The 23,460-nt window shown below is 47.1% G+C and carries 18 protein-coding genes; all 18 read left to right on the forward strand.

The genetic code is table 11. The features are described 5' to 3' along the window. The first annotated feature begins 139 nt into the window (after positions 1 to 139). On the forward strand, positions 140 to 2,200 hold the full coding sequence (locus BUQ89_RS07720; RefSeq protein WP_245812944.1) for a TonB-dependent receptor family protein: 2,061 nt from the start codon (positions 140 to 142) through the stop codon (positions 2,198 to 2,200). Between the two features lie 13 nt (positions 2,201 to 2,213). Further along, complete coding sequence (locus BUQ89_RS07725) at positions 2,214 to 3,422, forward strand: ATP-grasp domain-containing protein (RefSeq protein ID WP_028461749.1); 1,209 nt, start codon at positions 2,214 to 2,216, stop codon at positions 3,420 to 3,422. Then, positions 3,419 to 5,266, forward strand: coding sequence for an IucA/IucC family protein (locus tag BUQ89_RS07730; protein ID WP_083399532.1), 1,848 nt, complete (start codon positions 3,419 to 3,421; stop codon positions 5,264 to 5,266). Before BUQ89_RS07725 ends, BUQ89_RS07730 begins: the two co-directional genes overlap by 4 nt. Then, positions 5,263 to 6,435, forward strand: coding sequence for an MFS transporter (locus BUQ89_RS07735; protein ID WP_028461747.1), 1,173 nt, complete (start codon positions 5,263 to 5,265; stop codon positions 6,433 to 6,435). Before BUQ89_RS07730 ends, BUQ89_RS07735 begins: the two co-directional genes overlap by 4 nt. A gap of 21 nt (positions 6,436 to 6,456) precedes the next feature. Continuing rightward, the gene (locus tag BUQ89_RS07740) at positions 6,457 to 8,298 is read left to right on the forward strand and encodes an IucA/IucC family protein (RefSeq protein WP_028461746.1); all 1,842 of its coding nucleotides are present in this window, start codon (positions 6,457 to 6,459) and stop codon (positions 8,296 to 8,298) included. Continuing rightward, a complete protein-coding gene (locus BUQ89_RS07745; protein ID WP_028461745.1) occupies positions 8,289 to 9,503 on the forward strand; it encodes a type III PLP-dependent enzyme in 1,215 nt (404 codons plus the stop codon). The genes BUQ89_RS07740 and BUQ89_RS07745 overlap by 10 nt, the downstream gene beginning before the upstream one ends. A gap of 1 nt (position 9,504) precedes the next feature. Further along, positions 9,505 to 10,275, forward strand: a complete 771-nt coding sequence (locus BUQ89_RS07750; protein WP_028461744.1) for an HpcH/HpaI aldolase family protein — start codon at positions 9,505 to 9,507, stop codon at positions 10,273 to 10,275. 61 nt (positions 10,276 to 10,336) lie between these two features. Next, a complete protein-coding gene (locus BUQ89_RS07755; RefSeq protein ID WP_083399534.1) occupies positions 10,337 to 11,470 on the forward strand; it encodes a PepSY-associated TM helix domain-containing protein in 1,134 nt (377 codons plus the stop codon). Between the two features lie 134 nt (positions 11,471 to 11,604). Next, positions 11,605 to 12,876: an efflux RND transporter periplasmic adaptor subunit gene (locus BUQ89_RS07760; RefSeq protein ID WP_074202559.1), complete on the forward strand. Its 1,272-nt coding sequence runs from the start codon at positions 11,605 to 11,607 to the stop codon at positions 12,874 to 12,876. Further along, the gene (locus tag BUQ89_RS07765) at positions 12,873 to 15,923 is read left to right on the forward strand and encodes an efflux RND transporter permease subunit (RefSeq protein ID WP_051537611.1); all 3,051 of its coding nucleotides are present in this window, start codon (positions 12,873 to 12,875) and stop codon (positions 15,921 to 15,923) included. Before BUQ89_RS07760 ends, BUQ89_RS07765 begins: the two co-directional genes overlap by 4 nt. Before the next feature lie 189 nt (positions 15,924 to 16,112). Beyond that, positions 16,113 to 16,736 (forward strand): transposase, encoded by a 624-nt coding sequence (locus tag BUQ89_RS14200; protein WP_245812946.1) that lies wholly within the window; start codon positions 16,113 to 16,115, stop codon positions 16,734 to 16,736. Then, a complete protein-coding gene (locus BUQ89_RS14205; protein WP_245813041.1) occupies positions 16,730 to 17,185 on the forward strand; it encodes a transposase in 456 nt (151 codons plus the stop codon). Before BUQ89_RS14200 ends, BUQ89_RS14205 begins: the two co-directional genes overlap by 7 nt. Before the next feature lie 460 nt (positions 17,186 to 17,645). Beyond that, the gene (locus BUQ89_RS07775) at positions 17,646 to 19,205 is read left to right on the forward strand and encodes an SEL1-like repeat protein (RefSeq protein WP_074202560.1); all 1,560 of its coding nucleotides are present in this window, start codon (positions 17,646 to 17,648) and stop codon (positions 19,203 to 19,205) included. 212 nt (positions 19,206 to 19,417) lie between these two features. Then, a complete protein-coding gene (locus tag BUQ89_RS07780) occupies positions 19,418 to 20,155 on the forward strand; it encodes a tetratricopeptide repeat protein (protein WP_051537723.1) in 738 nt (245 codons plus the stop codon). Between the two features lie 566 nt (positions 20,156 to 20,721). Then, on the forward strand, positions 20,722 to 21,585 hold the full coding sequence (locus tag BUQ89_RS07785) for a bifunctional helix-turn-helix domain-containing protein/methylated-DNA--[protein]-cysteine S-methyltransferase (RefSeq protein WP_245812948.1): 864 nt from the start codon (positions 20,722 to 20,724) through the stop codon (positions 21,583 to 21,585). A gap of 2 nt (positions 21,586 to 21,587) precedes the next feature. Beyond that, a complete protein-coding gene (locus BUQ89_RS07790) occupies positions 21,588 to 22,301 on the forward strand; it encodes a 2OG-Fe(II) oxygenase (protein WP_028462343.1) in 714 nt (237 codons plus the stop codon). Between the two features lie 196 nt (positions 22,302 to 22,497). Continuing rightward, positions 22,498 to 22,746 carry an Ada metal-binding domain-containing protein gene (locus BUQ89_RS14600; protein WP_074202561.1) on the forward strand — a complete coding sequence of 83 codons (249 nt, stop codon included), beginning with the start codon at positions 22,498 to 22,500 and terminating at the stop codon, positions 22,744 to 22,746. Further along, complete coding sequence (locus BUQ89_RS07800) at positions 22,722 to 23,348, forward strand: alpha-ketoglutarate-dependent dioxygenase AlkB family protein (protein WP_028462344.1); 627 nt, start codon at positions 22,722 to 22,724, stop codon at positions 23,346 to 23,348. Before BUQ89_RS14600 ends, BUQ89_RS07800 begins: the two co-directional genes overlap by 25 nt. Positions 23,349 to 23,460: the final 112 nt, after the last annotated feature.

The raw sequence follows: 23,460 nt of genomic DNA on the forward strand, positions 1-23,460 counted from the left end.
ATTCCTATGAGGGGGGTATTAAAGAAGCGTTTTCATAAAAATTATAGCAGCCAGCCACCGCACTCTTTTTCCGGGTAGGAAGCCAGCCGATATTTTCTGATTGTTTTATTTAGGAGAAAAAAGTGCGGAGAGGCTTTCAATGGTAAAAGGTGCCAACATTCAGTGGGCATGCTTATTTTGTCTGATTATTTTTATTCCTGGGTTGGCACAAGGGCAAGACGATAAGTCGACGGCAACACTCAAGGAAATGACGATCAAAGGTGACTGGCTGGGTTCCCCAACACCAGAAACCGTGAGCAGTCATCCTGGCGCACGTACGGTTGTTACCAGCGAGGAACTGACTGAATCGGGTGCACGCACTGTGGAAGATGCCTTACGCAATGTGCCCGGTGTACGGGTTTTCGATGAAAGCGGGACGGGTATTTTACCCAATATCGGCATACGTGGCCTCAGCCCGTTACGTAGCGAACAGGCATTGGTTTTGGTTGATGGCGTACCCATTACGCTTGCGCCTTATGGGCAAACCGGACTGTCATTGTTTCCGCTAACGATGAATGCGATAGAAAGTATTGACGTGGCCAGAGGGGGGGTTGCGGTTCATTACGGTCCAAATAATGTGGGTGGTGTCATTAATTTCGTGACCAAGCGAATTCCGACACGTAAAACCATGACCCTAAGGGAAACCCTTTCCTTATCACCATCCACGCAACACATGCTGGCAGACAGTTATATTCGCGTGGGCGGCTTCGTTAACGACAGGCTTGGGCTACAGCTGCAGGGTAACTTCATTAATGGTGACTCGATACGGTCGCATTCTGATACGCAGGTTACCAATATAATGGCTGATCTAAATTGGTATCCCACGAATAATATCGATATCAAAGGCAGCCTGCAATATTATCAAACCAGAAATAATCTACCCGGGGCATTAACGCCCGAATCCTATAAACAGAATCGCAATCAATCCACGCGCCCGTTAGATCGATTTACGGGTGATACCTTGCGTGGGAGTTTAATTTATAACCAGTATTTTGATAATGGTGCCGAATTCAGCTGGACCAATTTTGCCCATCGCAGTAATCGCGAATTCTTCTTTGGTGATGCCCTTAATGCGGATGAAGCGTCCACATTAGAGCGCTCTTCACCGCGAGAATTTCTGGTCTATGGCAGTGAGCCCCGATTTTCTTTCTATATTAACAAAGGGATTAAACAGAAAATTTCTATTGGTGCGCGTTATATGCGCGAAGAAGTTGATTATATCGTTGATGCACGTAATTTATTGACAAATGAGTTCAGCGTTGCACGGGATTGGCGTTTTGGGAATCACGCTTTTGCCGCTTATATCAGCGATACTTTTTTTCTTTTCGACGATAAATTGAAGATCACGCCGGGCATACGCCGTGAACAGGTCTATCTGGATTTTCGTAATAATCAAACGGGCGCTAAAGAAAGCAATCCAACCAAAGACTGGTTACCGGGGGTCGACGTCGGTTATCAGATCACCGACGCTATATTTTTATTTGGTAACTTCCACGAATCACTTCGTCCAGTCCAGTTTACGCAAATTACGTTTGGGGGTGCTCAGGCCGCCGAACGGGCCGACAATTTTGAGGCAGGGTTGCGCCTAAATCCGCTGGAGAATGTTGGAATCAATCTTGCCGCCTTTCGCATCGAGTTTGATAACAAGCTGGAATTTATAAGCCAGGCCGTGGGCTTCCGAAATCTTGGGAAAGCGCGTCACCAGGGGATTGAAACTGAATTGACGTGGCAGCCCAAGCAGATTAATGGGCTTGATCTTAGAACGGGCTATACCTATATCGATACGGAACAGCGTTCTGGTCAATTTAAAGGCAATGAACTGCCTTTAGCCGCGCATCACCAGCTTAACTTCTGGGCCAACTACCGCCGCGCAAACTGGAACTGGAATCTGAATGGTCTGTATCAAAGCAAATCATTTAGCGATGGGGCTAATACCGTAGTCGAGAATGAATCCGGCGCCATTGGGAAAATCCCCTCTTTCTGGGTATGGAACGCGCAAGTAACCCATAATTTTCGTTGGGATAACCGGAAAATTACAGCCGGTTTGGGGATTAATAACATGTTCAATCACCATTATTTTTTCAGAGGAGTCGATTTTAGCCGGGGCCGTATGCCCTCGCCAGGACGGACGTTGTTATTCACAGCACAGATGGATTTTTAACGAGGTGTATGCCATGCAAGAGCTGATTATTGTAACTCATGTAATAACTGATTCCGTGAATGTCGGATTTATACCGGCAGCACAACGTCTGGGTCTGTCCGTAGTATTACTGACTGATAATGCCGAGGCGCATCGAAAATATTTTAGCCAATCCGGATTACCCGCTTATCCTGCTGCAATCGTGACGTGCGATGTATTCAATCCGCTGGCGATAATCGAGGCAGTTACGCGTCGTGCTCAAAGACCGGCCGCCATTTTTTCCAATAGTGATCACCTGCAAACAAGTACTGCGATTGCTGCTGATTATTTCGGGCTGCCCGGCAAAAACTGGCATGTGACCTATCGTGCCAAACATAAAGCGGAAATGCGTTCTGCATTGCAGAATCGCGGCCTTGATGGGCTGTGGTATGCCGTGGTTTGTAATAAGGCTGAACTTGAGCGCCAGCTAACTCATGTTCCTTTCCCTTGCATTATCAAGCCATGTGAAGGTGTTGCCAGCCAACAAGTGAGCCTGAGTTATGACCAGGCCGAACTCAAGGCACAATCAGCAGCGGCCTGGAATATACAGCCGGGCCAGTCATTGCTCATCGAGGAATACCTTGAAGGCCCGCTTTATACGCTGGAGACGCTGGGTGATCATGACAGGCTTCATGTGCTGGGCGGTTTTCAGGTGAAATTATCACCGCCGCCCTATTTTATCGAATTGGAAGCAAGCTGGGGGACTGGGTTAACTGCCCAGCAGGAAGCGGAGGTGTTAACGATTATCCGCGACTTCGGTATTGGTTTTGGTGCCTGTCATACAGAGTTCGTTATGACGGACGCGGGACCTCGTCTGATCGAGATTAATTATCGCAATATCGGCGATTATCGAGAATTTATGTTGCAGGATGCATTGGATATTCCGGTATTTGAGATTGTTTTGAGGCTCTATCTTGGCGAACCGCTTCCACAGCTAAATAATGTGCCTGGTGCGGCTCTGATTCGCTATTTCACGGCGAGATCCGACGGTTGTCTGGTGCAGGCGCCTGAGCCGTTCGTGCAGCAATTGGCGAATGCTCAGATCACCTTTAAACCACTGCGTGCGATCGGGGATATGATCAGCTTAACCCATTCCAACAAGGATTATCTGGGTGTGTTGCGTGGTACAGGCTCAGATGCACAGTGCCTGGGGCAGGAGATGGGGCGTGTCAGTGAGCAATTGGTATGGGAGATTAATGCATGAAGGCGATATTACGTAAAGAGACCAGTGATTTTCCCATGATGGACGTATCTGCCGATCATACGCAGTATATTTATCATCGTGTGGTAGATACATTGCTGCGTGAAAATGTTCGGAATTGTGTCAGTCAGGCGGTGCTGATGTCAGGTACGGCACTGTCGGCAAGATGTGACAGGCACGTAGAAAAAGAAGATCAGTGGCTTAGAATCAGTCATCTCGGCAATGGTTATTTATGGATTCCCGTCACGCAATCCACATTCATGCAGGATTGGCGGAGTGTCGGATTGCCATTGTTATGGCAGGAAGGTGACAAAGTGGAGGCGCTGCACACACTGGAAGCGCTCATTGTTTGTTTTGCGCATGGCCTGCATTCGGTTGCAGAACGTGCTTTCAGGGCATTTGTTGATGAATGCAGACTGGCTGCTGAGCATCGACAGGTCTGTGAAACTGAACGTGAGCACTGGTTCACTGAATACCGCGCACTGCAGGGGGAAGTGACGGGTTCCGAGTTAGCGAATTGGCATACCCGTCTGATACACTTCGATCGCCTGGGTGCTTTTCTTGATCATCCCTTTTATCCAACCGCACGCGCCAAGATCGGATTCGATATCAGGTCGTTGACGGCTTACAGTCCGGAATTTCAGAGTAACTTCCTCATTCATTGGCTGGCAGTACCCAGGGCCTGTTTTTATCCAAGTGCGTCCAATGCACAGAATCTGCCGGCCTTATGGCCTTCGTTTGAAACGGTCGGTCTGCCTGCTGAATTGGCCAATACATATGATCTGATTCCGGTTCATCCATTTGTATGGGAATATGAACTCGAAAATCTGCTCAGTGCCGCTGGCATGCGTGATGTCATTCGGGCACCATGGCCTTATCTGACGGCTACGCCGACCTTATCGGTGCGCACGGTTGTACTGTTGGATATGCCAGAATGGCACTTAAAGCTGCCGCTGACCATCCGTACCCTGGGTGCGAAAAATATTCGTACCATTAAACCCAGTACGATTCACGACGGACATCGCATTCAGACGTTGCTTGCCAGTATTGCAGCCCGTGAGCTATCGATTGCTGATCGCTTGGTGTTAACTCAGGAAGATTGTGGCGGCCATGTCGATCATCAATTGTTTCTGGGTTATATCCTGCGGCGTTATCCGGTTGAAAATCTGCGCAACAGTACATTGGTTCCCGTAGCATCATTGCTGGCGAAAACACCGGCAGGCTGTACGGTAATTGAGGAAATGGCTGCGCAATTTTATGATGGGGATCTGGAAGCATTCTGGAATGACTACCTTGATCTTACATTGCGCTATCATTTATTACTCTGGCTGCGCTATGGCATTGCGCTGGAATCGAATCAGCAAAATTCCATTGTTGTTTTAAGCCAGGCGCATCCGCGATTGCGTTTGTTGCTTAAAGACAACGACGCGGCCCGCATTCATTCTGACTACCTGGCGATGCGCTGGCCGGATTTGGCGGAGTATGCGGACAGTCTGCACGATCGCCGTATTATTGTCTCAGATGCGCTGCCGCTTGGGCAGATGTTCATAACGATTACCTTGCAGCTCAATATTGCGGTGCTGGTGGAAGGTATCGGGCCGATTCTTGGCTTACCCGTTAACACGTTGTATGCAAATGTCAGACGGCGAATCGAGACTGTACTGGAAGCATTGGCGGCAGATGGCGAAGAAATCTCGCTGGCGCGTCAACTGTTGCTTGAAAATGAGCGCCTGCATATCAAATATTTGCTGATTGCCGCTACCTTGACTGATAAGAGCGAGACAGGTGCAAATGACGTAAACAAATTCTATGGCATGAGTTCACCTAATTTTCTGAGGGTGAAATGAACAAGAATCAGCGTTATATCGTCGTAACCATCATGATCTGCCATTTTGTCGCTGCTTTTACGGCACTGGGTATGCCGCCGTATTTTGCTTTGATACTGGATAAGTCGTTACACAGTGAGGCGGCTTATCTGGCGGGCTGGTTTTACGTTGTGCCGACATTTTTTGCTGCAATAAGCAGTCCCTGGTGGGGTCGATTGGCGGATAAATATGGCAAAAAACCGTTGTTGTTGCGTGCCCAACTCGGGCTGGCGGGCAGTTTTCTGCTCGCCGGCTTTGCGCCCAATGCCTGGGTATTTTTTGCTGCCTTGTCTTTACAAGGCTTGCTTGGTGGCACGTTTGCCGCCTCTAACGCTTATCTGGCAACGGTAGTCAGTGGTGAAAAGCTTGTCCACAGTCTGACATTGATGCAATGGTCGGCCCGTGCAGCGCTGGTTATTGCGCCTGCTGGATTGGGCCTGTTCGTTACGATTGCTTCCCCGCTGGAGCTCTATCGTTATCTGGCCTTGTTGCCGCTTATCGCTGCGGTATGTATTACATGGTTGCCGAGTTATCCGGCGCCCGCACACATGGCCGCAGATGTGCCAGCTAAAGATAAAACGCATGAAATCACGCCGACAAAACTGTATCTGCTCCAGTTTGCTTTCGTTTTTTCTACCGTGATTACTTTCCCTTATTTCGTTTCCTTTATTCAATTGAGCACTGAGTCTGATATACCCGCCATTGCCGGTTTGTTATTTGGCCTGCCGCATTTGGTTTATTTGCTGTTTGCGGTTCCATTAAGTCGGTATCAATGGCAAGGCGAACCGTTGCGGATGCTGTCTTTGTCTTATTTTTTATTTGCTATATCACTGCTGGGTCAGGTGCTGTTTCCCTCGCTGTTTTCAATCGTAATCTGGCGCATCGTCATGGGGTTTAGCATGACACTGGGCTTCATTGGTTTACATATTTTGATCGCAGGTATTGTCCACAGCAGTCATGCCGGGCGCACATTTGGCTGGTTTGAAAGTAATTCAAAGTGGGGAGCGGTTGCAGCTGGTCTGGTGGCCGGGGTTGTTGTGCAGGCGATTGATCTGAATGCCCCTTTTTTTGTCGGTGCGCTGATTATGTTTATTGCCGGTTGTCACCTGGCTGGATTGACGCGCTACCGGATGCGGCTGAGTGATTCTTAATTGTAACCAACAGGAGAAATTATGCATTTGAATAATTTGGCGGAAGTTTTTGATTCTGATGTGATCGCGGAACAGGAAGCAGGGCGGCGTGCGATGGAAACGCTGTTGAATTGTTATTGCCGTGAGGTAGCTGGTCCGGAGCGGCATTTAAGTGTAGGGCCTTTACTCAGCCAGAACGACAGTCCGACATCGGTGCGTCTGGCTTTGCAGCGCAGCGGTGGTCGCATTCTACATATCCATTTGCCGTTTACCGGGACGCGCCTGCTAACGGTAGTCAGTAGTGCTTCGGCCACAGGCAACTTTCGTTATCAATCCCCATTTTATTATAAGTCCTTTGGAAAACCCTGGATTATGCTGGATTGGCAGATGCTTGCGGGATTGTTATTAAACGAGTTGTCATTGAAGTATGAGATGCCTTCAAATAGTGAATTGATGCAACAGATACATGACAGTGTGACCGTTACAACCGCCATACTGAACACAATCGATCCGGGTTGTTTTTCGCAGGTGCCCTTAGCGGCCTTCATTGAATCCGAACAGTCACTGGTTTTCGGACATCCCTTTCATCCCGCACCCAAAAGCCGTCAGGGTGTGAGCGATGCGGACATGCGCCAATATTCTCCTGAAATGGGCGCGTGTTTCCCACTGCATTACTTTGCAGTGCGGCGCGAATATATCGTGCAGCGATCCGTGATTGCGGAAACCTGCGATCAGATTATTGCGGCGCAAGCACCGAGCAATATTATTCGAAACGATGAATTTGTTCTGATTCCAACCCATCCATGGCAGGCGCGCTATCTGCTGACTCATCCCGGTGTTGTAGCGGCTATCGGGGCAGGCCGTATTTGTAATGTGGGGCAACAGGGTGAAGATTATTATCCGACCTCGTCGATTCGCACATTGTTTAATCCGGAAAATCCCTATTTTTATAAGTGTTCTTTAAATATCCGGATCACTAATTGTGTACGCAAGAATGCGGTTTACGAACTGGAAGGTGCCGTGCAGATAACCCAGCTCATGCGTACCTTGCTGCCCGGTTTGCAGCGGGAATTTCCAAATATCCGGGTACTTGAAGAGCCTGCATTTATGTCAGTAGATTTGAAATCGAATCAGCTGCAGCAGGATAAAGAAGTGACTGAAGGTTTCGGCATGATTTTGCGGCAGAATGTGACGCAAGTCCTGTCGCCGGGTATCACGCCACTGCTGGCGGGTGCCTTATTTGGTAATCATATCTATGGTGCCGCCCGTCTTCGTGAATTGTTGGCAGTCATGCAGCAACGGGGCGGCATGTCTTTTGAGGCGGCGGTGGAGCAATGGTTTTCAAGCTATGTCGCGGAGATAATGTATCCGGTTTTACACTGTTATTTTGCACACGGCATTATCTTTGAGCCGCATCTGCAGAATGTTCTGATCGGCGTGATTGATGGGGAGCCGCGGCAGATTCTTTTGCGGGATTTTGAAGGTGTCAAGTTGGTGCAGGCGCGTTATGACAACGAGCAACTGGCGGGCATTAGTTTACGTGCGCGTGAAGCCCTCTGGTACGATAATGATCAGGGATGGAAACGTGTCTGCTATTGTTTGTTTGTCAATAATTTTTGTGAAGCCATCAGCCAGCTCAGTGCCCGAAAGCCGGCCATGCAGAATCGTTTGTGGTCGATAGTACGTCATCATTTGTATACTTATCAGAGACATTACGGTGACAGCGCTTCGATCTGCCGTATTAATGCTTTGCTGAATGGTGAAGCATTTCCGGCTAAAGCCAATTTGATTAATCGTTTTTTTAAGCGGCCCGATCGTGCGTTTGACTACCTGCCGGTCAACAATCCATTAGGTGCTTTAATGGAGGATTGCACGTGGAGTTGAGATTGGCAGCGGTTTTTACAAGTGTTCGTGCTGCAGAAGTCAAATCTGATGAACCCCTCTGTGCCTATGTATATGATCTAGAAGCCTTACGTCAGCATGTAGATCAATTGGTCAGTACGCTTCCGGATAATTGCCGGTTATTTTACGCAATCAAAGCCAATTCGGATTTGCCGATTTTAGAAGCGCTGGCGCCGCTGGTACATGGTTTCGAAGTTTCGTCTGGCGGCGAGCTGGACTGGGTGCGTGCACATTTTGCCGATATTCCGGTCGCCTTTAGCGGGCCGGGCAAGCTGGATCGGGAACTCAGCCGCGCACTTGAGTCTAACGTTGAGTGTCTGCATATAGAAAGCTTTAGCGAATTACAGCGACTGGCTGAGATCGCAAAGGGAGCAAGTCAACCGATGGGCATATTATTGCGTGTCAATTTACCGGTTGATAATCTGACAAAAACCAGTTTGATGATGGGGGGAAAACCCACCCCGTTTGGTATGCCTGTCGAACAATTAGAAGCCTGCTTCAATTGGTTGCAGACCCATCCGGAGATTCGGTTACGTGGTTTCCATTTTCATCTGTTGTCGCATCAGCTGGATGCCCAGGCACATTTGCAATTGCTGGCCGCTTATCAGCTTCAGGTGCGGCAGTGGTGTGACGCGTATGATCTGCAAATCGATCATATCAATGTTGGGGGTGGCATCGGCATCAATTACCGGCAGCCTGAGCAACAGTTTGACTGGAAGGCTTTCAGTACTGGATTGGTAGCGCTGCAGGATAATACTGTCCTGCCGGGGATCAACATTCGTTTTGAGTTAGGGCGTTATATTACGGCGGCATGTGGTTATTATGTGATGCAAGTCATCGATATTAAACACAGTTATGATCAGTATTTTCTGATCGGCAGGGGAGGGACCCATCACTTTCGTACGCCTTACGCCCAAGGCCATAGTCACCCGTTTCATGTATTGCCGGTCAATGCGTGGCCCCATGCGTATCCGCGGCTAAGCGTTTCTAACGACAGGGTAAGCATTGTGGGGCAGTTATGTACGCCGAAGGATTTGCTGGCATTCGATGCGCCGGTTGAATCGGTCTCTTGTGGAGACTTGCTGGTATTTCCTTATGCAGGTGCCTATGCCTGGAATATTTCTCACCACGATTTTTTGCGACATCCCCCTCCCATGCAATGGTACTTGCCAACGGAGCAATCATAATATGTTACAAATTAATGAACTGAAACGTAAATTAGCTGATAAAGAAATTGTATTCGGATTACTTAATTCAATTCCATTACCGTTACTGGTCGAAATGATTGGTTATGCTGGTTATGATTTCGTTATTCTGGACATGGAACATGTTTGTGTTAATGCGGAAACGATTGAAAACATGGTGCGGGCGGCAGAGTGTGCCGGCATCACGCCTCTCGTGCGCGTACCCGATGCGCAACCCGGTGCTATCTTGCGTGCCCTGGATTGTGGCGCACAAGGCATCGTTGTGCCGCATGTGTGTAACCGTGCAGACGCTGAACAGGCCGTTGCGGCAGCCCGTTATTATCCTGCCGGGAATCGTGGGATCAGTGGAGGGCGTACAACGGGCTTTGGAACAACTGATTTGCTGACTTATATTGAGCGAGTCCATTCGGAGATCATGGTGGTTGTGATGATTGAAGACAAAGCAGGGGTGGAGAATCTGGATGATATCCTGTCTGTCCCAGGCATTGACATGGTACTTGAGGGTGCGGTCGATTTATCTCAATCTTATGGCGTACCCGGGCAACCGCAGCATCCTGTGGTGCAGAATGCACTCGACAAAATCGCTTCAGCCTGCCTGGACAGCGATATTCCATTTTGTACTGTGCCCCGCACATACAGTCGATCGGAAAGTGAGCAGAAATATGCGGCACGCGCCTATTTGCTGGGGGACGACAGAGGAATCGGTTATCGTGCGATCAAGGCACACCTGACCGGATTCAAAGAGTCGGATTAACCCCATTCATAAAGCAATCATTCCAGACGGAATGGAGTGTTATCTCAATAAGATCTCTATTTTGAAAATACGTCGCATTGTTTTTAATTTACACCTTTATATCGGCCTGGTGGTTGGCCTTTTTCTGGTAATCGTTGCGTTGACGGGTAGTTTGCTTGTTTTTCGGGAGGAAATCGAAACTCAGCTATACCCGGAATTAATGATAACGGACGTGCGCGGCGAACAGGCACCGGTGCAGCGTATATTGGACGCGGTTGAGCGCGCCTATCCGCAGGATCATATTTTCTCTCTGCGCGTGCCGCGTCAGCCCGGGCAGACTTATCTGGTAAAAATGAATCATGCGCATGATCTATTTGTTTATGCCGATCCTTATAGCGGTGAATTACTGGGTGCGCACCGGCAAAGCGATACGTTCATGGGCTGGATTACGCTCATGCATACACAGCTTTTGCTTGGGGAGCGTGGAAAGACGATTCTGGGTATTGGTGGATTGTTGCTGATTTGTATGAGCACAACCGGTCTTTATCTGTGGTTTCCACCGAATGGCCGGGTGCTTGAGGGTTTCAAGGTCAACCGGTCCGGTTCCTGGAAAAGACGGATTTTTGATTTACATCGCGCATTCGGGATCTATACGGTCTTTTTTCTTCTGATAATCGGTCTGACAGGTGTCTCACTGGTCTTTAATAAAACGACGGTTGAGCTGGTTGATTTTCTGACCATCAGTCCGCCAAGACCTGCGCCAGTGCTATCCGATCCATCCAGAAAAGACAGCCACATACGTTCACTGGATCAATTGTTACAGCATGCTGATCGCCTGCTGCCGGCGCAAACAACCTGGATAAATTTTCCACAAACGCCGCAGGCACCCTGGATTGTGCGAAAAAAAGCCCCGGAGGAACTTCATCCCAATGGCCGAAATTTTATCCATTTTGATCAATATACCGGTGAAGTACTGCTGACCGAGAACGCATTGACAGCGCCCTTGGGAACGCGCATCTATAACGCATTGTATCCATTGCATATCGGCGTGGCAGGCGGGCTGCCTACGCGTATTTTGCAAGTTGCTGCCGGCTTTTCTACTGTCGTTCTGTTTCTTACTGGCTATGTGATGTGGCGAAATAAAAGAAAAACGAATAAGCGCAAAGTAACTGACGGCATCTCCTTTATGGGGCAGTCGGGAAAACTTTTTAGGTGATGGATTTTTATTGAATAACCTGCTAATTATTTTATATTTTTTCGTATTTTCTGAATTCAATGGATGGTTCCGTAAAGTTTTGTCATGGATAGGTGACCATCCCATTTTGATCATAACCATGAATTGGAATTTCGATGATAACCAGATCAGCGCCCACAATGTTCAATAGAAAAAATATACGAGCCGCCTGTTATAGCTTTTTATTTATCTCACTGGTGTACGGCGCTTGGCTTGGGTCTCAGCAAACGGGCTCCGCTCAGGCTGACGAGAACATCCATACGGATACTGTACCGGTCGTGAGTGCAGAAATTGCCCGGATGGATGTGCCTGTGAGATTGGTAGCTAATGGGGTTGTGACGGCAAAGCAGATGGTTGATGTCCGCCCGCAGACCAGCGCTACCGTTGAAGTCGTGCATATCAAAGAGGGACAATTCGTACAGAAGGGTGACAAATTGTTTACACTCGATGCACGCGCTGCGGTGGCCAGTCATAATCAGGCTAAGGCACAGCTTGCGAAATCCCGCGCCGATCTGGTGAATGCCGAGCATCAGTTTGAACGCCACCAGGAATTGTTTGGGAAAGGTTTTATCTCACACGCGGCTCTGGATATGGTGAGGAATCAGGTGGACAGCTTGCGGGGTCAGCTTGGGTCTGACCAGGCCGCTGTGGATGCCACTCAGGTGGCGCGCAGTTTTACTGAAATGACCGCACCGATATCCGGACGCACCGGTGCAATCTCCGTGAATCCTGGCAGTCTGGTCATGCCAAATGATTCTGCAATGGTCAGCATCACACAGATTGATCCGATACATATCAGCTTTTCGTTACCAGAGAAAGAGCTCAGAGGCATACGGCAAGCGCTTGAAAAGGGTCAAGTCAATGTCAGTGCGCTGCTGGAACAGACGATACAGCCAGGCGCATTAACATTTGTTGATAATGCCGTGGATACCGCGAGCGGTACGATTCGGTTGAAGGCAGAATTTCCCAATGCAGATAATGATCTCTGGCCTGGTATGTATGTCAGGGTCATGCTTGCGCCGCGTCTGCTTGCGGACGTTCTTACCGTACCCGTGCAGGCCGTTCAGATTAGCCCGGATGAAAATTTTCTTTATGTCATCGCGGAAGATAACAGCGTCAGCTCTCGATCGGTCGATGTGCGTTTGATTCAGGATGGGCTGGCTGTAATCGAGGGAGCAGGGCTTGCGCCTGGTACACGGGTTGTTGCGGAAGGTGCCCAGAATCTTGGGCCGGGTAGTTTTGTGGCTGAATCCGCCACCTATGATCATGTGGCTTATACGCGTAGTCCGCTCAATAATCGGGCAGGTGAAGCACGGGATTGGGGTGTCTCGGTTAAACATGATCTGGCAGCAGTCGGGCAAACAGTCGGGCAAACAAGCCTGCGATGAATCTACCTGAATTCTGTATCCGTCGTCCGGTTATGACGGTATTGTTATCCCTTTCGATTATCATAGCCGGCATCCTTGCTTATCATGGTTTGCCCATTGCGGCGCTGCCCAGTTACGATGCTCCCACTATTGTAATCAATGCTGAGCTGCCCGGTGCCAGTCCTGAAACAATGGCCTCTGCGGTGGCCACGCCGCTGGAAAGGGAATTATCCGCCATTTCGGGCCTTGCCGTAATCAGTTCAACCAGCTTGCTGGGTATGAGTGCGATTACGCTGGAATTCAATCAGAACCATTCGATGGATAGCGCTTCTATCGATGTACAGGCCGCACTTTTGCGCGTGCAGCCTTTGCTGCCGGTCGAAATGACTGCGCCGCCGTCATATAGCAAAATCAATCCCGCTGAAGCACCGATTATTCATCTGGCTTTAACATCGCCTTCATTGCCGTTAGCGGACCTGAATAATTTTGCTGAAAACCTGATATCACCCGCGATATCTACCCTTCCGGGCCTGGCGCAAGTACAGATTAATGGTCAAAAAAGATATGCAGTACGTATCCGCGTGAATGCGGCCGCGCTTGCCGCGCGTAATCTGACGATGGATGATCTTGCCGCTGTGCTGAGCACTGTGAATGCCAATTCGCCGATAGGCACGCTGGATGGACCTCGCCAAACGCTGACCATTCAAGCCAATCGTCAGCTCGATAATGCGGCGGCATTTGCCAATCTGATTGTGGCGACTACGCGGGGGAATGCACCGGTACGGTTGTCTGATGTGGCGCAGGTTGAAGACAGCGTGGAATCAATTAAGAGTGCAATCTGGATTAATGGTGAACGTGCCATTACACTGGCAGTACAACGTGAGCCCGGCACCAATACGGTTGCAGCCGTTGACGCGATCAAGGCACTGTTACCGGAATTGAACGCACAAATGCCCTCATCTGTCCGTCTGAAATTGCTCAGTGATCGTTCAGTTTCCATTCGCGATGCTATTCATGACATTGAAGTGACACTGATCGTCACGATTCTTCTGGTTATACTGGTCATATTTTTCTTTTTGCGCAACGCCAGTGCGATCCTGATATCGGCATTGTCATTGATGCTGTCCTTGCTGGGAACAGTCGCTGCGATGCAATTATTCGGCTATACGCTAAATAATATTTCATTGCTGGCCATTACGCTTGCGGTTGGGCTGGTAGTCGATGACGCTATCGTGGTGTTGGAAAATATTGTGCGTTATGTTGAAGAAGGCATGCCTCCGCTGCAAGCTGCTTTGCGTGGATCAAAGGAAGTCAGCTTTACTATTGTTTCCATTTCCGTCTCGCTGGCGGCTGTTTTTATTCCGGTTTTTTTTATGCCGGGTGTCATCGGATTATTATTTCATGAATTTGCGGCCGTGGTCGGGATTGCCGTATTGGTATCCGCTTTGGTCTCCCTGACCCTGGTTCCGGTTATGGCCAGCCAATATCTAACGGTGCCGGTAAAGGTAAAAGAGGGCGGCGTCAAATGGCAGGGCTGGTTCGAACGTGGGTTTGATGCCTTATCAGGCGCTTATGAATATGCCCTGGATCGCGCATTACGTCATCGACGCATCATGCTAGGCGTTGCATTGAGCACGCTGATTGCGACAGTCGTATTGTTTATGGTGTTACCGAAAGGTTTTTTTCCGAGTGAGGATACCGGACAGGCGATTATTACTGTGGAAGCCGTTGAGGATATTTCTTTTCCCGCCATGATCCATGTTCTGCAACAAGCAGAAAAAGTGATCCGCAATCATCCCGCAGTCGAAATCCTGAGTATCAATGCGACCAACAGTAATCATGCCCGTATGTTCGTGACACTTAAACCCCGCCATGAACGGCCGCATATAGACGCCATTGCTGAAAACCTGCGTCGTGATGTGGGCGCGATTCCGGGCATAAAGATTTTTATCAGCCCCATTCAGAATTTGAAACTCGGTGCCCGCACGAGTAAAAGTCGTTATCAATATGTTTTACGCAGTCTCCATTCCGATAAACTGCATCAGGCTGCGGATAAACTGATGTCGCACATGCTCAAGGATCAGCACATTTTTCGTGATGTCAGCAGCGACATGCAGCTTAAAGGATTACAGGCGCGGCTGAATATCGATCGTGATAAAGCCGGCCTCATGGGAGTGGAAATAGACGATATCCGGTCTGCGCTCTATAGCGCATTTGGTGAGCGCCAGGTTTCCACAATTTATGCCGCGAGTAACCGCTATAAGGTGATTATGCAGGTTGTTGCCGAGGACCAACTGGATGAGAGTGCTTTTGGCGACATTCATTTGCGCGGTAAAAATGACACGCTCATTCCTTTATCCACGGTTGTGACGGTTGAACGCGAAGTGGGGCCGGTTGCCATCAACCATACCGGACAACTCGAATCGGTCACTGTTTCCTTTAATCTCGCATCCGGTGCGGCGCTGGGCGATGCTGCGACACGCCTGAATCAGCTAAAACAGACATTACAAATACCGGAAAGCATACTCACAAGCTATGCAGGCGATGCTGCCGCATTTCAATCTTCTCAAATGAGCCAGATCGTGCTGATCATGGTGGCGCTTTTCGTTGTTTATGTGCTACTGGGCGTGTTGTATGAAAGCTATATACACCCCATTACCGTTCTTGCGGGACTACCTTCAGCTGCCGTCGGTGCGCTGGCAGTATTATGGATATTTAATATCGAATTATCGATTATCGCCATGATTGGAATCTTGTTATTGATTGGAATAGTCAAGAAGAATGCAATCATGATGATCGATTTTGCACTGGATAAGCAACGTAATGCACAGATTACGCCATTCGAAGCCATTCGAGCAGCCTGCTTATTGCGCTTTCGCCCAATCATGATGACGACGGTAGCTGCATTGATGGGCGCGCTCCCCATTGCGCTGGGCCTGGGTGCCGGCGCTGAACTGCGCCAGCCACTGGGCCTGACCGTAGTCGGCGGATTACTCTTTTCGCAAGTGATCACATTATTTATTACACCCGTTATTTACCTTTATCTGGATGACGTATTCAAAAACTGAAGTGGTACTGTTTCTTTTCCACGTATCGTTGTCAAGGCTATTTTTGCTTTGAATTCTGTGGAATATTGCATGCGTTTCTTGCTCATGATTATGTCTCTCTATTTATCTCATAAAGACTACTGCACAACTCCCCCGTCAGCGCAATAACCGACTAAAATAGTGACAAGCAGAAGACATTTGGAGCAAGAGATGCAGATGAGTTTTGGAACACTCGAATTGGCACAGAGATTGAGACGAGACAGTGTGCTAATGAAGATTGATGTCCTGATTGACTGGGAGGAGTTACGTTCGAAGCTTACAGGCTTATACAAGCGCGAGTTATCACATGGTGGAGGACAGGAACCATTTGATAGGTTGATGATGTTCAAGGCGATCCTGCTGGGACAGTGGCATAGTTTGTCGGATGCTGCGTTGGAGCAAGCACTGTATGTTCGGATTGATTTTCTACAATTTTGTGGTTTGTCCTTGTCGGATGCGATACCGGACGAAACCACTCTGTGTCGGTTTCGCAATCGATTGGTGTCCGGCAATCGGTTAGACGATCTGCTAGCTTCGATCAATGAACAGCTTCAATCACACGGATTGATGATCAAGGGCGCAACGGGAGCGGTAATTGATGCCACGCTGATTGAGTCAGCGGCACGCCCTAAAAAGGCTATCCTGCTTGAGGTGGATACCGAAGGTAAGGCTGTTCAATTTGAGGATGGCAGCCAACCAGGAATCACCTGTATTGAAGAACAAAGCGCGGATCTAGATGCGACCTGGCTAAAAAAGGCAAGAAGTCGCAATTTGGCTACCGCAGTTACCTGGTAGTAGACGCGCAAAACGGCTATGTGCGTGGAGTTCACACTGCCCCTGCCAACCAGAGCGAAATGATACATTTCGAAGCAGCTATCAAGGGTGCGCACATCGAGGCGAATCGGGTATATGCCGACAAAGGATCAGCCAGCAACGCCAATCGGCAGTTTCTAAGAAATCACAAAATCAAGAGCGCAATCATGCATCGCGCGTACAAGAACAAACCGCTCTCGGCACGCCAGAAGCTGGCGAATAAATTGATCAGCAAAAAACGCTATATTGTTGAACAGTGTTTCGGCACGGCCAAACGCCTATTCGGAATGGGCCGCGCCAGCTACTTCGGCACGGCAAAAGTCAACGCCCAAGTTATGCTGAAAAGTATCTGCATGAATCTAAAAAAAGCGGCCAACAAAATTTTCGTGGACAAGCCACCAAGGGGAGTAGTCCGTCCAATTGCTACATAAAGGGGGAAACTCCCTTTAAAAATAGGAAAAACCTCATTTTTTTCCAAGATAGCACGCATAAAAAATGTCATTTGGGCATTTTTTCCATTGTCACAGTAAATTTACGCAGTTGTGCAGAGGTCTTTCATATCAGCGCTTAATAATTTTCCCAGTTTTGCGATACCACTTCAACCTGAAGCCTTCTTGATGAAATAATCGATTCTGAGCCCTATTTAGAGTTTTTCTATAGGTATATAAATGGAGGCTTATCGTGAGGCTAACAGGTAATACAGCTTTGATGCGGTCTTGGTTATGTATCGCATCGAAGCCTATCACTTTAAGAAGTATTAAAAACCTAAGGAATATCTTGTTATTGACGTTAGGAAATAATTAGCTTAATCCTATTTTTAGCAATTGATAAATAATTTAATTAAATTAAAAGTTTGTATAGCTTAGCAGTCTCCAAGAGGGTGAGAAAATTATGGAATGGTTTAGAGCATGTTTAGCAGGTATTTTATTAAGTGTATTATTTGTTGCTCCTGTTAATGCTCAATGGGATGAAGCCATTACAACTTATGCAGCTGGTGATTATGAAAAAGCATTAAAAATTATAAAACCACTTGCTGAAAAGGGACATACCTTTGCACAGTCCTATCTTGGGGTTATGTACGGAAAGGGTCAAGGTGTATTGCAGGGTTATAAGATGGCGGCTAAGTGGTATCAAATGGCTGCGGATCAGGGAAATGCCTCAGCACAAAACAACCTTGGCTTAATGTATGGAAAGGGTGAAGGCGTATTGCAAGACTATAAGATGGCCGTTAAGTGGTTTCAAATGGCTGTGGATCAAGGATATGCCTCGGCACAGTACAATCTTGGGACCATGTACGTAGACGGTCTAGGCGTATTGCAAGACTATAAGATGGCGGCTAAGTGGTTTCAAATGGCTGCGGATCAAGGACATGCCTCAGCACAGTACAATCTTGGGGTTATGTACGAAGATGGTCAAGGCGTATCGCAAAACTATAAGATGGCCGCTAAGTGGTTTCAAATGGCTGCAGATCAGGGAGATGCCTCAGCACAGTACAATCTTGGGGTTATGTACGAAAACGGTCAAGGCGTGTCGCAAGACTATAAGATAGCCGCTAAGTGGTTTCAAATGGCTGCGGATCGGGGAGATGCTTCAGCACAGTATAATCTTGGGGTTATGTACGAAGATGGTCAAGGCGTGTTGCAAGACTATAAGATAGCCGTTAAGTGGTTTCAAATGGCTGCGGATCAGGGAGATGCCTCAGCACAGTACAATCTTGGGGTTATGTACGAAAACGGTCATGGCGTATTGCAAGATTATAAAATGGCCGTTAAGTGGTACCAAATGGCTGCGGATCAGGGAGATGCCTCAGCACAGTACAATCTTGGGGTTATGTACGAAAACGGTCAAGGCGTGTCGCAAGACTATAAGATAGCCGCTAAGTGGTTTCAAATGGCTGCGGATCGGGGAGATGCTTCAGCACAGTATAATCTTGGGGTTATGTACGAAGATGGTCAAGGCGTGTTGCAAGACTATAAGATAGCCGTTAAGTGGTTTCAAATGGCTGCGGATCAGGGAGATGCCTCAGCACAGTACAATCTTGGGGTTATGTACGAAAACGGTCATGGCGTATTGCAAGATTATAAAATGGCCGTTAAGTGGTACCAAATGGCTGCGGATCAGGGAGATGCCTCAGCACAGTACAATCTTGGCTTAATGTACGCAAATGGTCGAGGTGTTCTGCTAGATTATAAGGTGGCCGTTAAGTGGTATCAAATGGCTGCGGATCAGGGGGATGTAGTTGCACAACATAATCTTGGGGTCATGTACGAATATGGTGAGGGCGTGTTGCAGGATTATAAGATGGCTCATATGTTTTACAATATTGTCGCTTCTAACGGAACCGAGCAAGCCAGAGAAAATCGGGATGAAATATCAGTCAAAATGACACCTCAACAGATAGCAGAGGCTCAAGAAATGGCAAGAGAATGGATAGAAAAACATGAATTCTGATTTATCACTTTAAATTTATCGTCAAAAATTATTTATGACTTCCCGCATAAAAACTTAATTGGTAAATTTCTGTAATCGCTTTCATTTGCTCAGCGCTTTGTAGAATGCTGTGATTTACAATTTTGAAACGGTTTCATCTTTTCAATAATTGGAAATTCTGTGGACAAAGGTCTGGTATTTAATTTCAAACAGATAAGCATCAGGGGTAAAAAATGAGAACTATCAAAATAATGGGGTATGGAATATTTACATTTTGGTTTTTTGGCGCTGCAATAATGATGTGTGTTTATGAAATAGAAAGAAAACATGAATGCATTGATAGAGAAGGATGGGTGAAAGGGTTGTTTTGGTGCGAATCAGATGTAATATCCAACTCAGATATGGCAAGTCGTCAACTTATTTTTTTCATTAAAGGCTTAAGTTGGCCGATCGAATTATTCTCAAATAACGATAATGAGGAAGGTGATTATGAAATAGCTTTTAAGACATTAGAATCCTCTGCGAATGAAGGAAATGCCTTAGCGCAGTATGATCTCGGAGTTATGTACGCAATGGGTCAAGGTGTGTTGCAAAATTATAAGATGGCGACCAAGTTGTGGCAAATGGCCGCAGATCAGGGACATTCTTCGGCGCAGTACAATCTTGGGGTTATGTACGGAACCGGCCAAGGTGTTCCGCAAGATTATAAGATGGCGGTTAAGTTGTTGCAAATGGCTGCAGATCAGGGACATGTCTTAGCGCAGCCTAATCTTGGGGTCCTGTATGAGCGTGGTGAAGGAGGGGTATTGCAAAATTATAAGATGGCTCATATGTTTTACAATATTGCCGCTTCTAACGGTATAGATAAAGGTAGGAAAAATCGGGATGAAATATCAGCTAAAATGACACCTCAAGAGATAGCAGAGGCTCAAGAAATGGCAAGAGAATGGATGGAAAAACATAAGTTCTGATTTATCGCTTTAAATTTACTGCCAAAAATTATTTGTGACCTCCCGCATAAAAACTTAATTGGTAAATTTCTGTAATCGTTTTCATTTGCTCAGTGCTTTGTAGAATGCTGTGATTTACAATTTTGAAATAATTTCACCTTTTCAACGATTGGAAATGCTCTTATTTTATTAGCTTCATCTTGACTCTTGCGCAGGGGCGCGACGATCGCCCCGTCGCGAGATATGCCAGGTGATTTTTCTGGCATGTATCGAACCCCACTGTTATTCTGATTTTTCTCCACCTCATCCCTTTATAAACTGATTTTATGAGACCCTTGCAAAACCCCAATAGCTGAAAAATTAACCTTTTATAATCAATACCCTAAAGCTTCTGGCGAGGGCTTGTGCAAAAGTCTCAGACAATATGCATGACAAATCCAATTAAATCGCTTACAAATCTGCCCTAATAGCTTCAGCCCGCAAACGCGATAGATGCTTAATCTGCGCTACAGATTCGATAGTCAGCAAGTTTCGGGTCGTGTTGATGAAAATTCGCTTTTATTCTATGAATATATAAGAGATAAAATATGGCGCAAAGGATAAAAGCGATGATCGATCAGGAGCAAATTCATTATGACCGTATTGTCAAAGCAATCGAATATATTAAAGAAAATTTTAAACAGCAGCCTTCTTTAGATGATATTGCGGCGGCAGTGCATCTAAGTCCGTTTCATTTTCAACGGCTGTTTTCTGAATGGGCGGGGGTTAGTCCCAAAAAATTTGTACAATATCTCAGTCTGGAATACGCCAAGGGTTTGTTGAAGAACGGAAATGCCAGCTTGATGGAGGCAGCGCATGAGACGGGGTTATCGGGATCAAGCCGATTGCACGATCTCTTTGTGAATATAGAATGCATGACGCCGGGTGAATTTAAAAACGGCGGTGAAGCCTTGCGTATCAATTACTGTTTTGCCGAAAGTCCGTTTGGAAAAGTGATTATCGCGTCCACATCCAAGGGTGTTTGCTGGGTCGCTTTTGAAGAGGATGAAGTCTTGGCTTTCAGTAATCTTAAAAAGAGTTTTCCCAATGCGTCCTATACGCAGATGGTTAATAAATTTCAGCAGGATGCCTTGTTTATTTTTCAAAAGGACTGGTCGCGGTTGGATGAAATCAAGCTGCATCTAAACGGCACGCCGTTTCAGCTTAAGGTTTGGGAATGCCTGCTTAAGATTCCGATGGGGGGTCTAACAACCTATGGCCATATTGCAAAAGAAATCGGAAACCCCAAAGCCTCCAGAGCTGTCGGTACGGCAGTCGGTAGCAATCCCGTCGCATTTCTAATCCCATGCCACAGGGTTATTCAATCAAGTGGGCAGATTGGCGGTTATATGTGGGGGTCAACCCGCAAGTCCGCGATTATTGGTTGGGAAGCCGCGAGAACGGGAGCGTGAACATGCAAGATACCCTTAAAAAGATAGCCGCGGTGAATTGGCAGAGTGTTGCCGATGATATGCACGAAAAAGGCTATGCGATCGTGCCCGGTATTTTATCGAACGTGCAGTGCTGCCATTTGATTGATCTTTACGACCGCCCCGAGGGTTATCGCAAAAGGGTGACAATGGCGCGTTATAGGTTCGGCCTGGGGGAGTATAAGTATTTTGCCTACCCGTTGCCGGATATGATTCAGGCCTTACGGGAAAAGGTCTATTCCAGACTCGTGCCTATTGCTAATCTATGGATGAAGGCTTTGAATATCGAAACGCGGTTTCCGGAAAAGCTGGAAGGCTTGCATGAGCAATGCCGCGACCATAATCAATGTCAGCCAACGCCCTTGATTTTGAAATACGGCAAAGGTGGGTTTAATACATTGCACCAGGATTTGTACGGTGATGTTTATTTCCCGATTCAAACCGTATTTTTTCTGACGGAGCCTGATGAAGATTTTACCGGGGGCGAATTTGTCTTAACGCAGCAAACACCGCGGGCACAGTCCAAGGCAATCGTCTTAAAACCCAGGAAAGGCGACATGTTGATTGTGACGACCCACTTTCGTCCTGTGAAGGGAAGCAGAGGCTATCACCGCGCTAATATGAAACATGGTGTTAGTGAAGTGCATAGCGGACAACGCTACACGATGGGTATTATTTTTCATGATGCGGTGAGTTAAAAATTTAAAGATGAAATGAACTTAAGCGGAGAGGGCTATGAACGCTAGATGATTGTATTTGGAGTAGATGATCGACAGAAATCGATAGAATTTTACGAAAATGGGTTTGTGTTCCCCTGTTTTGAACGTCCATCGGAAGACGTCACGTTTTCCTCTTGAATTGCACATAACCCTTTCATGTGGATAGGTCCAGAAGATGATCCGGCATAGTGAAATCAACGATCAGGATTTAAGGCGGAGCATAAAAGCCCTGCACATTCAATTTGGCGGCAACAGTCAAGGGCGAATCTATGACACTTTGAGATGTAAATCCGGCAAAAGAATGAAGCGTGAAAATCGGGTATCTTTTGTTAGTACGCAGGAAGCCATAGAGGCAGGTTATCGTCCTTGCGGAAATTGTATGAAAGAAGCATATAAGAAATGGATCTGTTCGCGCACACTTTAGATGCCCTTGAAAATCTTTTGCCCAAAGCGGGTGAGGTCAATTATTACGGGCCGATTTTATCACTGGAAGAATCTGATCGTTATTTATCGATACTTTTGAAGAATATCGCGTGGAAACCGGATGAGGCAATCATTATGGGCAAGCATATTTTTACAAAACGTCATATCGCCTGGTATGCGGATTCGCCATTTAAATATACGTATTCGAAAATTACCAAACAGGCTTTGCCATGGACGCAGGATTTATTGGATTTAAAAACGATTGTCGAGCAGGCGAGTGGGGAGCGGTTTAATTCGTGCCTGCTTAATCTTTATCATGATGGCTCCGAAGGGATGGCATGGCACAGTGATGGAGAAAAAGATCTGAAAAAAGACGGTGCGATAGGCTCCTTGAGCTTTGGCGCGGAACGGAAATTTGCCTTTAAGCATAAACGTAGCAAAGAAACCGTTTCCATTATTTTGGAACATGGTAGCCTTCTGGTTATGAAAGGAACCACCCAGACCCATTGGCTTCATCGCTTGCCTCCAACCAAGACTATTCATACCCCTCGCGTTAATTTAACATTTCGAATGATTGTGAATCAGAATATTGAGGTAGTGTAATAGAATTTTTCAAAATAATGGTTGTTAATAATTAATGGGTTGTATAGTGAAAAACGGACTCACAATATAAAAACAACCCGGTATTTTTGGTAAAATAACTTAACTTCATGAA

The organism is Nitrosomonas cryotolerans ATCC 49181 (assembly GCF_900143275.1).
In the GTDB taxonomy this organism is placed as follows: domain Bacteria; phylum Pseudomonadota; class Gammaproteobacteria; order Burkholderiales; family Nitrosomonadaceae; genus Nitrosomonas; species Nitrosomonas cryotolerans.

Bases quoted from the DNA above. Each gene is read 5' to 3' on its own strand.
- BUQ89_RS07720 (WP_245812944.1), top strand. From the start codon at position 140: ATGGTAAAAGGTGCCAACATTCAGTGGGCATGCTTATTTTGTCTGATT.
- BUQ89_RS07725 (WP_028461749.1), top strand. From the start codon at position 2,214: ATGCAAGAGCTGATTATTGTAACTCATGTAATAACTGATTCCGTGAAT.
- BUQ89_RS07730 (WP_083399532.1), top strand. From the start codon at position 3,419: ATGAAGGCGATATTACGTAAAGAGACCAGTGATTTTCCCATGATGGAC.
- BUQ89_RS07735 (WP_028461747.1), top strand. From the start codon at position 5,263: ATGAACAAGAATCAGCGTTATATCGTCGTAACCATCATGATCTGCCAT.
- BUQ89_RS07740 (WP_028461746.1), top strand. From the start codon at position 6,457: ATGCATTTGAATAATTTGGCGGAAGTTTTTGATTCTGATGTGATCGCG.
- BUQ89_RS07750 (WP_028461744.1), top strand. From the start codon at position 9,505: ATGTTACAAATTAATGAACTGAAACGTAAATTAGCTGATAAAGAAATT.
- BUQ89_RS07760 (WP_074202559.1), top strand. From the start codon at position 11,605: ATGATAACCAGATCAGCGCCCACAATGTTCAATAGAAAAAATATACGA.
- BUQ89_RS07765 (WP_051537611.1), top strand. From the start codon at position 12,873: ATGAATCTACCTGAATTCTGTATCCGTCGTCCGGTTATGACGGTATTG.
- BUQ89_RS14200 (WP_245812946.1), top strand. From the start codon at position 16,113: ATGCAGATGAGTTTTGGAACACTCGAATTGGCACAGAGATTGAGACGA.
- BUQ89_RS07775 (WP_074202560.1), top strand. From the start codon at position 17,646: ATGGAATGGTTTAGAGCATGTTTAGCAGGTATTTTATTAAGTGTATTA.
- BUQ89_RS07780 (WP_051537723.1), top strand. From the start codon at position 19,418: ATGAGAACTATCAAAATAATGGGGTATGGAATATTTACATTTTGGTTT.
- BUQ89_RS07785 (WP_245812948.1), top strand. From the start codon at position 20,722: ATGGCGCAAAGGATAAAAGCGATGATCGATCAGGAGCAAATTCATTAT.
- BUQ89_RS07790 (WP_028462343.1), top strand. From the start codon at position 21,588: ATGCAAGATACCCTTAAAAAGATAGCCGCGGTGAATTGGCAGAGTGTT.
- BUQ89_RS14600 (WP_074202561.1), top strand. From the start codon at position 22,498: ATGATCCGGCATAGTGAAATCAACGATCAGGATTTAAGGCGGAGCATA.
- BUQ89_RS07800 (WP_028462344.1), top strand. From the start codon at position 22,722: ATGGATCTGTTCGCGCACACTTTAGATGCCCTTGAAAATCTTTTGCCC.